General features: G+C 34.2%; 13 protein-coding genes and 1 pseudogene. All 14 read right to left on the bottom strand.

The genetic code is table 11. The annotated features are described in order from the left end of the window. Nucleotides 1–25 precede the first annotated feature (25 nt). Nucleotides 26–817 (bottom strand): WxL domain-containing protein, encoded by a 792-nt coding sequence (locus tag A5880_RS14620; RefSeq protein WP_256924787.1) that lies wholly within the window; start codon nucleotides 815–817, stop codon nucleotides 26–28. Then, nucleotides 814–1,146: an LPXTG cell wall anchor domain-containing protein gene (locus A5880_RS14615; RefSeq protein WP_086329780.1), complete on the bottom strand. Its 333-nt coding sequence runs from the start codon at nucleotides 1,144–1,146 to the stop codon at nucleotides 814–816. The genes A5880_RS14620 and A5880_RS14615 overlap by 4 nt, the downstream gene beginning before the upstream one ends. Before the next feature lie 16 nt (nucleotides 1,147–1,162). Next, nucleotides 1,163–3,580: a WxL domain-containing protein gene (locus A5880_RS14610; protein ID WP_086329779.1), complete on the bottom strand. Its 2,418-nt coding sequence runs from the start codon at nucleotides 3,578–3,580 to the stop codon at nucleotides 1,163–1,165. Between the two features lie 100 nt (nucleotides 3,581–3,680). Beyond that, nucleotides 3,681–4,400, bottom strand: coding sequence for a winged helix-turn-helix domain-containing protein (locus tag A5880_RS14605; RefSeq protein ID WP_086329777.1), 720 nt, complete (start codon nucleotides 4,398–4,400; stop codon nucleotides 3,681–3,683). Nucleotides 4,401–4,761: 361 nt separating this feature from the next. Continuing rightward, nucleotides 4,762–5,877 (bottom strand): tyrosine-type recombinase/integrase, encoded by a 1,116-nt coding sequence (locus A5880_RS14600; protein ID WP_086329775.1) that lies wholly within the window; start codon nucleotides 5,875–5,877, stop codon nucleotides 4,762–4,764. 482 nt (nucleotides 5,878–6,359) lie between these two features. Beyond that, a pseudogene (locus A5880_RS16220) lies at nucleotides 6,360–6,620 on the bottom strand (IS3 family transposase); the annotation flags it as partial. Continuing rightward, the gene (locus A5880_RS16215; RefSeq protein WP_419469616.1) at nucleotides 6,611–6,979 is read right to left on the bottom strand and encodes a transposase; all 369 of its coding nucleotides are present in this window, start codon (nucleotides 6,977–6,979) and stop codon (nucleotides 6,611–6,613) included. The gene A5880_RS16215 and the pseudogene A5880_RS16220, both read right to left, overlap by 10 nt. A gap of 153 nt (nucleotides 6,980–7,132) precedes the next feature. Further along, nucleotides 7,133–8,496 (bottom strand): IS3 family transposase gene (locus tag A5880_RS14590; protein WP_143353623.1). Its coding sequence is split into 2 segments (ribosomal slippage): nucleotides 7,133–8,043 and nucleotides 8,043–8,496, totalling 1,365 coding nucleotides; the frame shifts between segments, so codons are not numbered across the junction. Between the two features lie 119 nt (nucleotides 8,497–8,615). Then, nucleotides 8,616–8,951, bottom strand: a complete 336-nt coding sequence (locus A5880_RS14585) for an antibiotic biosynthesis monooxygenase (protein WP_086329774.1) — start codon at nucleotides 8,949–8,951, stop codon at nucleotides 8,616–8,618. Between the two features lie 12 nt (nucleotides 8,952–8,963). Continuing rightward, the gene (locus A5880_RS14580) at nucleotides 8,964–9,509 is read right to left on the bottom strand and encodes an ATP-binding cassette domain-containing protein (RefSeq protein ID WP_336577246.1); all 546 of its coding nucleotides are present in this window, start codon (nucleotides 9,507–9,509) and stop codon (nucleotides 8,964–8,966) included. A gap of 44 nt (nucleotides 9,510–9,553) precedes the next feature. Continuing rightward, on the bottom strand, nucleotides 9,554–10,390 hold the full coding sequence (locus tag A5880_RS14575) for an ABC transporter ATP-binding protein (RefSeq protein WP_336577206.1): 837 nt from the start codon (nucleotides 10,388–10,390) through the stop codon (nucleotides 9,554–9,556). Continuing rightward, the gene (locus A5880_RS14570) at nucleotides 10,390–11,085 is read right to left on the bottom strand and encodes an energy-coupling factor transporter transmembrane component T (RefSeq protein ID WP_086329771.1); all 696 of its coding nucleotides are present in this window, start codon (nucleotides 11,083–11,085) and stop codon (nucleotides 10,390–10,392) included. Before A5880_RS14570 ends, A5880_RS14575 begins: the two co-directional genes overlap by 1 nt. Further along, entirely contained in the window at nucleotides 11,060–11,677 is a 618-nt protein-coding gene (locus tag A5880_RS14565) for an MptD family putative ECF transporter S component (RefSeq protein ID WP_086329770.1), read from the bottom strand. Before A5880_RS14565 ends, A5880_RS14570 begins: the two co-directional genes overlap by 26 nt. Further along, nucleotides 11,677–12,846 carry a hypothetical protein gene (locus A5880_RS14560; protein ID WP_086329768.1) on the bottom strand — a complete coding sequence of 390 codons (1,170 nt, stop codon included), beginning with the start codon at nucleotides 12,844–12,846 and terminating at the stop codon, nucleotides 11,677–11,679. The genes A5880_RS14565 and A5880_RS14560 overlap by 1 nt, the downstream gene beginning before the upstream one ends. Nucleotides 12,847–12,961: the final 115 nt, after the last annotated feature.

Here is a 12,961-nt window from a genome sequence, read left to right as displayed (position 1 = left end):
TTCCTCCTAGTTAATCTAATAATATTTATGGTAACTCAGATAAAATCCAAGTCAGCACCGTTTGGTATTTTCCAGGTTCTCTATTTGAAGCTCCTGGAACAAAGAATGTTACTGCACTATTTTCATAAGCTTGCTTGTTCCCAAAGTTTGGATCCAGTATTGGCTGATTGTTTTCATCAACCAATGGTGTCAGGGTGTTATCTAAACTTTTTTCATTTTCTTCAGATGCACCAAATTCAACACTCCAAATACCTTGTCCTTTTCCTTTGTCAGCTTTAGCTAATTCATAAGTTGTTTTAATTTTGTCAATTTTAATCACATCATTCACCAGTGTTGGTGCATATTTCTCATCCAGTGTTGAGTTTGTCCAAGATTTATCTAACGATATATATGACCCGATTAATTTTGAATCTTCTTTATCAGGAATCATAAAATCCGTCTCTTGCCGTACTTGCAAGGTCCATCCTGCTCCAGTTGCACGGCTATCTGTGACTTGAACGAAATTTCCTCTTGCTCCTGTATCGTCGTGAAACAATTGTGCCCTTGCTTTATAAGATTGGTCTTTTTTCATTAATTGATTTCGACCGAAATCTAGTCTAGGTACAAAATCAATTCGTAGAAAACCTTCTGTTGAAGGGCTTGGACCAGGATCGGATGGTTTCCCTGGTTTTTCGGGATCAACCACTTGAGGTGGAATCAATGACGCATCAAACCCAATTGTGCCGTTCTGCCCATCTGATTTTGCCTGAGCATCTGCATGAGGAGTGCTTAAAAGAAATAACGATGCAAAAAAAACAATAGCTACTTTCTTTTTCACGATTTCTTCTCTCCTTTATTTTGTTTATTTTTATAAACAAATGCAGCGAGTAAAGCGAGAACTGCACCGCTTAATGCTAAGGATTTTTTCACTATCTCTCCTGTTTGAGGGTACCGTCCGACTGGTTTACTCGTTACAGGCTTCTCCTTGACAGGGCCATCAGAAGTACTATTACTAGTAGTCGGCTCTTCTTCACCATAAAACTCTATCACGGCTTCTTGGCCTACTTGACCACCATCAGCAGCAAAATGACCCACAGGATTCCAGAACAGCGAAAGACTTACAACAGAAATCGTCATAATGCTATATAGCAATTTTCTTTTTTTCATTCTTTTCTCCTCTCTGCTATGGTGGCCCATCAAATAGTTCCCATTCGATGATCCCTGTGTAACTACCTGATTCTTTGACTGCGCCAACTTGGGTTTTCAATTTAAACCCGTCTCCTTTGGCCGACCATTTATCACTCACTTTGTTAGGTGATCCATCTGTATTCTTCCCTACAGCAACATCTTGCATACCAGAATTTAGAATGACTTCATTACCGTTATACATGTAACGAACGGCATTAGTTACTACCTCATTGTTCGCGTTTGTTAACTCTTGTTTCATTCTAGCTTGTAATCTCCAAGTTTGTTTCGTTGCTCGACTATCTTGAATGACTAATGCACCGTCAATTCTGACTGGTTCTTCAATCACACTTTCTTGTGCTTTTACGATTTGAGTACCAAAATCAATTTCTTTCGGCGCAGAAAGCAACACAATTCTTCCTTTAAAGTGGTAAGTTTCAGTTCGACCATTTTCAAGAACTTCGATTGAATCTTCAGGTGTCGGCTTGCTAGAAATCACGTATTGCTTTTGTAACTGTTCATTCACAGCTTTCACTACGTCAGGTTCTTTCGTCAAATTCACAAAACTGCCGACTTTTTTGTTTAAAACAACATCTGGATGAATTGTATTATTGGCTTCATCTACAAATTTTATTGTCAGTTTAGCTTCATTTGGTTTAATTGTTAAACGTAAGATTTTTTCCTCTGACGTATGTCCTTCACTGTCTACAGCATAAACTTTGATTGTTCTTTCCCCTACCGTTAAAACAGAACTAGGCAGTGTAAATTTCCAGTTAAATTTCTTTCCCGGATTAGCTAAATCATTTGCAAGTTTATCACCAAATTTCACAGGTGTTCCATCATCAACCGTATAGTACAAGTCAACAAAGGGGCTTTCTGAATCACTCCACTGACCGGTTACATCAAAGGCGTTTCCATGTAACAACTCTTGATCAGCTTGATCAATGAAAACTTCTGGCGGATTCCCTGAAAGTCCGATTGTCACGTCATAGGTCATTTTTGTACCTTGATTTACCTCAAGTGATGCGGGCTGATTTTTCATGTAGATAGCCGTATCCATCTTTGTGATATTAGAAGTTACATAAACTAATTGGTCAGCTGGATAATTTTCCGTTTCATACCCTGTTGAGCTTAACGCTGAAAATCCAGAATCATCAAAATTGAAGAATTGGTCTAAAAAGTGATCTCTTGGATTTGCCTGTGACCCCTGAATCCAGTGTTTACCGGTCCAATTGGCGACGTGATTCGTACCTGTAAATAAATACTGAAGTTTGTACCCATCATCAGAATCTTTAATGTACACACCTTTGTTATCCCCAATCGCATAGATTGGAACCTGGTCATTTTTGTTTAATTCTGTATCAATCATTGAACCAATAACGAAATCTGTCTCTTTGGCTGTCCCTATATTTGTAACAGTATACTCAACACTAACTGTTCCAGTTGTTTTACCAGTCATTGTTATTTCAACATGGATTTTTTTTGAATCAAAGGCGGATTCATACGTTAACTTGTAAATAGTCATTCCATTTGGTAAAACTCGTTTATAGTACTTATACCCATCACTTGTTATATGGCTACCTGTATTGAAGACAGTTGGCTTTGTACTGTTACCATACGCATAAATCAACCCATAACTTGTCCATAAGGATTGACCAAAATCTTCTGGATGAGTAGTTATTGCAGTTGGCGTATGATAGATATGCTGGATTCGCTGATCATTATCCATAAACGTTACATTCGGAATAGCAAACTGTCTTTCCCTGTTTCCAGAAATAGACGTTGTTCCCAATGCATCTGTAGGACCAAAACCATAGCGTAACTCTTTATTAGCACCTGCAGGTATGATTGCTTCTTCTGAGGTGAAAATTTCTGTCCATCCTTCTTCTACAGGTACAGGAAGAGTAAATACTGATGAATCAACCGTTCGTTCTTGTTTCTTTTGATCAGCAGGAGCTTTCAAGTCTTCTCTTTTTATTTTCAATTGATTTGAGCGATTTTTTTCTGTAAAAGCTTGAATCGTTTGAACATTTTTAGTGAGAACTGTTCCTTCAAAATCAAGTGTGATTTCTTGTGTTTCTCGATCAAATACCACTTCGATTTGAGATTTTTCCTGATTTATTTTGATCAAGGAGCCTTTTTCTTTGTTCGTATCAATCAATTTATTTTTATCAAATGTTATGCCATCTGAATAATCCAAAATGATTTTTTGATCTTTTTTTGCAGATTTTACATTCAATGAAAAGTAAACCTTATTTTCAGAATTTTTCTCTTCTTGATTTGTCCTCTCTTCTAAATGAATAGAGGTATCCATATTTGGTGTCGCTTTTATTGGAGTACCTTTTATCAATAGCATGCTACAAATGAACAACAATCCAACTATTACAAAAGCATATATTTTTTTTCCGATTTTCATTTTTTCAACTCCTTTCTAACCCATATTTCTTGCTTATGGTGCTCAACATAAGCAAGAATAACAATCAACATTGTACTTTTTTTACTGTAAACAGCTATACTCATAAGCTAAGACGGTAGCCTATTGAACGAACTGTTTTAATAAATCTGGGGTTATCTTTGTCTATTTCAACTTTTTTTCTCAAGTGAAAAATCAGATTTGCTACGCGGTATTGTTTATTACCAATTTCGTCATTCCAAACTGTTTCATATATTTTTTTATATGATACTGCTTGGTTTCTGTGGTTATATAAGGTTTCTAATGTTCTATATTCAAGACGGGTTAAATCTACTTCTTTTTTTCCATCAACAATTACACTTAAGTTGCTTGGAAAAAGTTCTAATAATTGAAGATTACTCGCTCCTTCTATAGAAGATATCGCACCATTTTTTTGATCTGGATGCTTTCTTTTCCACACATTTTTTTGACGATACAAAGCATTTTCTACTATCAATGAAAACTCTTCAGGAGAATCATTGGTAGATAAAACACCATCCACTCCTAACTTTAAAAAAACCAAATTTTTTATACTACTCGTTTCTTTTGTTAATACCCACACTAATTTATTTGTTATGGCTTTGATTTCTATGATTGCCTTTAGGGTGACCCCCATTGTATTGTCATCATCGCTGTCATCTGGAATAACAATACAGTCGACTTCTTGAATTTCAAGTTGTATATTTTCTTGATTAATAAAGTGAATTTTTCCTATTTCTTTAACTTTTTTCAAGTAATCTTTAGAAAGTGTTCCTAAAAATGAAGCGACCCCTATGTTATACATTCATATTCCTTCCTTTTCTATAATTTAATTGATACTTAAATAATAATCATAATATTTTTTAAAAATTTCCTATTATGCTATAATCAACGACAGATTGGTACTATTACAATAAAAAGTTTCCTCATTGTTGTACAAAGAAGAAAAGTAGATAAAATAAGTACCATTATTACTTTTTAAATTGCTTTTGACGGCGGATTGACGGCGGAAAAAATCAAATAAATAAAAAAGGTCTGGGAAATAACTCTAGAAGTTATCTCTTAGACCTTTAAAACTCGAATAAATGGCGAGAAAAAAGCAGTTACTACGCTCTTTATTTCTCGGAGCTAGACACTTTTATCTTTTCCTATTATTATAGTTACCTTTAAGAATGATCAATCATTAACTGATCGAGTTGTGCAACAATATTTTTGCGACTATCTAGCATAGAATCTGTATAAATATCAAGCGTCATTTTAACTGATGTATGACCTAACAAATGGCTCAAACTAGTAATATCAGTGCCCATCTCAATACACCTAGTTGCGAATGTATGCCTAAGAACATGAAAGTGGATATTTGGAATTCCAGCTTTTTTTACCGTACTTTTAAAGCGATAACGAATAACTCTAGGTTCTGCTAATCCATTTTTACAAGCAATTACATACTCACTTTGGCTCTGCTTTTTCTTCTCTAACAAATAATAAACCATTTTTTGTGACAGCGGAACGACTCTGTAGGACTGTTCCGTTTTTGGTGAACTTATAATGATATTTGTTTTATTCTCGGTCTTAAATGACGTTTTTACTCTAGATACAGTTCGTCGAATGTAGACAACTTCATTTTTAAAATCAATATCTGTCCATTTCAGTCCGCTGATCTCTCCAATCCTAAGACCTAAATAAAGTGACAACATAACAGCAGAACATCCTTTTTGTCTTAGAACAACTTCTTCTAATTTTCTTTGATCCGTTCTTGATAATGCTGAAATAATTTTCTTTTTTTTATGAGGTAATCGAATTTTTTTATACGGACTCTCTCGTAATAGGTGGTTATTTTGTGCAGAAATTAGAATTTTTTTCAATAATGTAAAAATATTTCTGATCGTTCCAGGTGCTAAATTCTGCCTTTCTAGAGAAATGATAAACTGCTGTATATCATTTCTCTTTATATTATGTAAGTAGCAATTCTCAAAAAATGGGTATATATAGGTAAAACATACCCATTGATATTGAGCAAAGGTAGAGCTTTTGACTGCAGGTTTCACTTCACTTTCAAACCAAATGTTGCACCAGTCTTTTAATAATTTTTCTTCCGATTCTTGCCCCCCTTTCTCAATAATACCAGCTTTCACAACAATCAATTTGTCCTTCACTTCATTATACTTTTTAGCATAAACATAGCCGTATTTTATAGCTCCTGCTTTATTTCGTCCCTTTATATAGCGACCTTCCCATCTTCCATCTTTTCTTTTATAAATGTTTTCACCTTTTTTAGGCATTCTTGCTCAATCCTTTACTTATTATTTGACCATTTTTTTGACGGCTCATAAAAAGTATCTCAAAAAAAGAAAAACCTGTGAAATCAGTTAGAATTCTTTTAAAAATCATCTCTTCTGGAATAAATTCTCATTTTTTTTGTTTTTTTCAAAAAAAAATGAGGAAAATTAAAATAAAATCATGTTGACTTCTTATAATTTTCCAATTAAACTGAAATACAGTTAGGAAATATGCCTAATCTTCTTCTTTGTACAACAATGAAGAAAAATATTGCAGTAATTTCTACATCGTTTATCTGTCTTATAGGATGGTAAATCATCGCATTTTATTCTGTTAATCTGTTCTTTATTTAATGAATACATACATAAAAAACATACTAAGAAATAAGATTAGAGGGTAAACTCATCGGTCGATAAGTGTAGTGACCCCAAAAGGTTAGACTTTTTTCGGAGTAGAGAAATCTACTCCGTTTTTTAATTAATTATTAGGCTGTTTTTCGAAACTGTACAGGACTTTTCCAGTTCAGTTTCTTTTTCATTCGTTCATTGTTGTAATAATAGATATAGTTATCGATTGCTGTTTTTAGTTCTTCAAAGCTAGAATAGGTTTTTCCATGATAAATTTCTTGCTTTAAAAGACTAAAGAAGTTCTCCATGATTGAATTATCTAGACAATTGCCCTTTCGAGACATACTTTGAAAAATGTCCTGCTTCTTCAGTTTATGGCTATATGCTTTCATTTGATACGGCTCTGTTCTTCTACCGTTTCTTTCATTAAATGCTTCTTTATCTTTTCTTCTTTTTTTGGCACGGTAGATAGACGTCCTTTCTCTTTTGAGAGCCCATCGATTCCTTCTTCTCGGAATTTTTGCATCCAATTGGCAATAAGAGTTGGATTATTCATTTCAAGAATGTTGGCAACTTCACGATAGGAGAGCTCACTTGTTTGATATAACTCTATCGCATTTAGCTTGAATTGAACAGAATATTTCTGATATTGTCGTTTTCTCAAAAGTCCATCTACCCCAAATTCTTTGTATTTATTGATCCAATAGGGTATCTGACTCTTTGACTTGATCCCATATTTATTGGAAAGATAATCCATCCCACCTTCTCCGTCAAGATATTCTTGAACAATCTGTAATTTTAATTCAAAACTGTACTTTACTATACAAAAAAACCTCCAAAAGTTAGATTTTTGTAGTGCACCCATAAAACTGGACCATTGAGAGCTAAGCAAGATTGCTTAGCTTTTTTGTCATTGTATCATCTTTAAACGATATTCTTCTGGAGAAAGCCAATTCAATTTCTTTTTTATTCGTTTTTGGTTGTAGTAAATAATCCAGTCGTTAATGTTTGTTTTTAACTTTTCGTAAGTTGTAAAAGTATTTCCGTAATACATTTCTTGTTTAAGCAAACCAAAAAAGTTCTCCATTACAGAATTATCATAACAGTTTCCTTTACGACTCATAGATTGAAAAATGTGATGTTTTTTGAGTGTATCTGTATACTGATGCATTTGATAAGCCCATCCTTGATCAGAATGAATGGTGCGACGATAGAGACAATCTGAACTTTTACTAATTGCTTCCTCCAATGCATCAATAATCGCTCGTGCATTTGGTTTTTTAGTAAGACTGTAAGAGATAACTTCCCGATTGAACAAATCAAGAAAAGGATTCAGATACGCTTTTTTTACTACACCCTCTTCATAGTATTTAAATTCTGTTGTGTCTGTTACCATTTTTTGATGTAAAACAGAGGTCTCAAATCTTCTTTTCACAAGATTTTGAGCTATTTTTCCTACAGTTCCTTTATATGAATTATATTTGCGTGATTTGTGATGATAGTTCGTCACAAGCAGTTGAAGCTTTCTCATCACTCTAAGTACCCGTTTTTCATTAATAATTACCCCTTCTTTTCTCAACATAGCAGTCATCCGACGATAGCCATAATTAGGATGACTCTGACGAATTATTATTAGTTGATTTTCTAACTCTTCATCTTTGGTTTCAGAAGTGTGAAGAGTGTAGAAATAGCTTGATTTAGAGAGGTGCAGAGCTTTTAGTAGTTCTGTTAATGGGTATTGATCTCGGAGACTACGAATTATTTCAGCTTTTTCTTGATTTGTTTTTTCTTTCGTAGTCTCCGAAGTTCTTTTAAACAATCAATTTCAATTTGGGCTTGTCGGAGTTGTATTTCTAATTCTCGTACACGTTTATTGTCTTCCTGTTTTGATCGCTCTTTCTTCATAAAAATGTCATCCTCTTGAGACTTTCTATTGTTTTTAAAGGCCTTTGTCCCTTCCATAGTATATTTGCGTACCCATGTTGCGAGCAGAGAAGGATTATCCATTCCGAGTTGATTCGCAACCTCACGATAAGACAGTTGTCCTGCTACGTAATATTGTACCGCTTTTTCCTTGAATTTAGTTGTATAAGAACGTTTTTTTCTTTTGATTTCTAGCCCTTCAAAACCGTAATGCTCATAGACATTCAACCAATTTAAAATAATTCCTTTACTCGCTAAATTGTATTTCTTCGCGAGTTTTTTATACCCACCAAGACCTTCTAGATAATCTTGAACAACTTGTTTCTTTAATTCGTATGAATATTTGGTCATAATAAAACACCCCTTAACTTGGATATTAGTCCAGGTTATGGGGTGCACTACATTTTAGGTCTAACTTTTGGGGGTCGGTACAAAGTTTCCCCTCTAATCTTATTATGTTTTGGTTTATTTTATGTGATTACTTCATACTCAGCAATTGTACTTGAAATAATTCCAGGTCTCTTCGTCTTTTCATTACTTTCTTCTTTATTTTCTTTTCTTTGGTGCATCTGTTTGAATGATTGGCTGTTGACCCAATTTTTTTGATGCTCCTTTGAAGTCCAACGACTCAGAACAACTAATTCCGTTATTTCAGGATTATCGGGTACTATTCGTTGCATCAATTGAAAGTTTAAAAAGCCTTCAACAGCTTCCATACTTTCTTTTGTGTGTCCAGCGGTAAACTGTTGGATGATTCGCTGTGAATGAGCGGTCTGCGTTTGAATCGTATTCGTTACAATATACATCGTTTCCCTCCGTTATTTTGTTATTGTGGGTTCAATAAAATAATCTTCTATGATTTGTCCTTGATCAAAATGAAGAACTCTTTGACAAGTGCAACTTAGAAATTCCTTGTCATGAGTGATAACTAAAACGAAAATATTTCCTTGATGTAACCAGCGAATCGTATTACTGACCTCCACCATGTGCAATAGGTCTAATCCGCTTGTAGGTTCATCAAAAATAATGATTCTTTTTCCCGATAATAATGCGCTAGCAATCGCAACACGTTGCTTTTCTCCTCCTGATAAGGTTTGAGGATGTCGCCATAAAAGTGGTTCTAAATGGAGCATCTCCACAATTCGATCAAAGTCTTGTATATTTTTTGCATATAAGCTAATCTCTTTTTCTACTGTTTCAAAAAACAATTGTAAATTAACATCTTGCATAACAACAAAACTTTCTTTAATCAATTGTTTTGTGCTCATTCGTTGTTGGTTTAGTTTAATAGTTCCATTCTTCGGTTTAATTAGTCCAGATAAAAGTTTTGAAAAAGTGGATTTTCCCGCACCGTTATGACCAATGATTCCTGTAATAAAGCTACTATTTAAGCTTAGAGAAGGAATTGTTACAATTGTTGGTTGTTTCCGATAATTGAACGTAATCGCTTCAATAGATAAAACAAGTTCTTCTGAATAGCTTTTGGGCTTTTCTTTTTGATAAGAGTTGTTTGGTGCAACGCTCTTAACCCCATATTTTGAATAGCTTCCGCTGTTTTTTCTTTCATTTCCTGGCTCGTATAATTTCCAATAAACTTTCCTTTATCCATCAATAGATAGCGATCAGCTAAATCCGTCAAATAATACAAGCGGTGCTCTGAAACAATGATTGTCATTCCTTGATCTTTTAGTACTTGCAAGTAACTTTTTAGCTGAGTAATGGTTGCTTCGTCTAAATTACTTGAGGGTTCATCTAATAAAAATAAACGGTGCTTTAACATGCTGGCTGAAGCAAAAGCAATCAGTTGTTTTTGTCCACCCGACAAATGGAACATACTTCGTTCCAAAAATTCTTCTAAAGAGAATAAGGTCGTAATTTCCTTAATCCGCCTGATCATTTCATCTCTTGGGACTCCATAATTTTCCATAGCAAAGGCTAGTTCTGAATAGACATCGCTAGTGAAAAATTGTGTTTTAGGATTTTGGAATACAACGCCTATATCCCGAACATATTCATTAAATTCTTTTGTTAACAACCCTTGATCTAAAATAAAACCCTTTCCAGCCAAATCCCCAGTATATAATTCAGGAATTAATCCATTTAAAATTCTAAGCAATGTGGATTTTCCGCAACCACTTTTTCCGCATAAAACAATAAATTCGCCTTCTTTAACCTCTAGATCCACCTTTTGAATGATTTTCTCTTGGTCTTCATAAGCAAAAGACACATCATGTATATCAATCACTACATAAACCTCCCAACAACACCGCAAAGAATAAGGGTACTAACTAATAGATAGTCTTGCACTTTCAAGCGTATCTCATAAATACTTGTGTGCGCTTTTGGATTTGCCAAGCCACGAACCAATGCTGCTGAAGACAAATCTAATGACGTATTTTCCGCTGACATCAACATAGGGACGATAATATATTCCATTGTTTGAAAAGGATGAAGAAACAAATCTACAGTGGAAACCGCAATCCCTCTATACTTCATCGCATTTCGGATACTTTTGAAATCTTGAAAAAGTGTAGGAAAGAAGCGAAACAGCACTGTCAGCGGAATAATTAATCGAAAAGGGACGTAACACTTCTTCAAAGCAGCAATCCACTCACTAATTTTTGTTCGATTCATTGCAAAAGCGGCCGCCATAATTGTTGGCACCATCCGCCGATTTCCTACAAATAAAAAATCAAAAAAAGCAGCGAATGAATGATCAACATAGGGAAAAAGAATAAAATCACCCAAAATCAATAACCAAAAAATACCGTAAAAGAGTGTCCCTTTTTTCGCACTGCCACTTAAAATAAATAATAGATAAAGTAAAGTGACAAATAAAATCTCTGCTCGAAAGGGCAAAGGAAACATCAACAAAAAGCTAGCAAACAAAATCGTACATAATTTACTTCTGGGATCAAACGTTACGTATACTTTTTCCATAATTTTTTCCTTTTGCTTTATCAAAGTGTTTCTCATAAACCTTTTGTCCAATCAAAATCCCCAAAATGCTACATAGAATCACAGCAGCAACACAAATATAAAATGTTGTTGTAGTGATTGGCGCAAATACTTTATTGATATACACAGCATCTTTCCCACGAGCAATCAATGAATCAATGTACGCATTTTTCATAAACCACAATGGCAAAACAGGTCCCATCAATCCAAAACTAAATACCGTATAACTAAGCATCGTTCGAACCTTCTCTGTTAATCTGGTATGGTACTGAATCCAGTCAGCAGCTATCGCACATAAAATATTCGGTAAAAAAGACAATGGAAAATGACCCGAAATAAGAAAAAACACCCCCATTACACTTCCCATAATGGTAATTGCTCCAAAACGAGGAATACGGTGAATAACTAATAAATAAACAATGCCTGCAAATAATGCTGTCCCACTTGGAATAAGAATCGAATTAAACGCTGGAACGGTGAAGCGTAATAAAACCATTGCAATGGTCACAACTAAAAAATAAATCGCTGTATAAATGCCTATTGAAATAAAATCTTGAATTTTTAATTTTTTCATTATTGTACTGACCCTTCTTGTTTTATCGTGAATAAAAATAATAATTGACCATAATTATCACTAGTGATTTTTAGCTGATAACGCCCTAATTGTTCGAATTGCTCACTGGCAATGATCAATTGATCTTTTGAAAACGTATAATTTAATGAGTAGCCACTAACTGTCTTTTTTGAAGGAATCAATTCAACAGTTGCTGTCTGTTGTTCTACTTCTTTCACTATCTCCGAATCAATCGATAAGCAAATACGCTCACCTTGATTATAAACGGATTTAGATAATCGAGGTGGTAATGACATTTGTTGTTTTAAGCAAGTTTCAAATCGAACATCTTCAAAACCATCTGCCAAAACTTCGATTGTAACCTGTTCACCTGCTTTCCACTGTTTAAATGATTGATAACGAATTTGATTCGTATTGGCTAAAAGCCCAAACTCTATATGGTTTTCTGGTCGATGATATAAATAGTCCGGCCACAAAAGCGGAATATTTTCTCCATTCTTTGTGATTGTCAGACTATATACATATTTTCCATACGCTTCATGAAACTGATCGTATGTCTCAATTCCACATTCTGGTAAAAACTGAATCATCCCAGCATAGCTATAATGAGCAAAAGAATACAGCTCATTCACATATTCTAACTTATTTTGAATCATTTGAACATTTTTTTCGTAACCTGACCCAAGCCATTCTCTAGATCCGTATGTACCATCTAAAAACAAGCGTTTTCTTTTATGATCTCCCAGTACTGAGACTTGCTCATTAATTACAGGTGTCAATGATGACTCTATAGCCTTTACTTTTTTGTAAGTCTCAGGATATAGTTCTAGCTGACTAAAAGCTAAAATATAATCTTTAGCCGTAAGGTAAATCGGTACACCTTTGATGCAATAACTTGTTTTGTCAGTTAAAACAATTTTCTGATGATTTGTATGAGGAAATCTGCCGATGATTTGTTGAAAACGTTCTGTTAATAGATAATCACTTTCTTTTAAGTTGGGACAGTCTGCTTGATAAAATTCAAAAAAAGTCAATGTTGCAGTGCCGATCAAATAACTAGGCAAAGGTTTATTCTCAATATATAAATAATCATTGACTTTAACCGAACATTCCTTTGTTTCCATATTATCGTATTTGATTGAAAATGTACCTATTGTGAGTTCTTTCATTAAATCGCTCCTTTCCTTATTTGGTAAGTATATCACAACCAATTGACAATGAGAATCATTATCAATAAAAAACTTTGATTAAAGTATTTAAAAAAACAGAACGATTAAAATAGAA

Source organism: Enterococcus sp. 4G2_DIV0659, from assembly GCF_002140715.2.
Classification (GTDB): Bacteria; Bacillota; Bacilli; order Lactobacillales; family Enterococcaceae; genus Enterococcus_L; species Enterococcus_L mansonii.
This window is presented reverse-complemented; position numbering and strand designations above follow the sequence as displayed.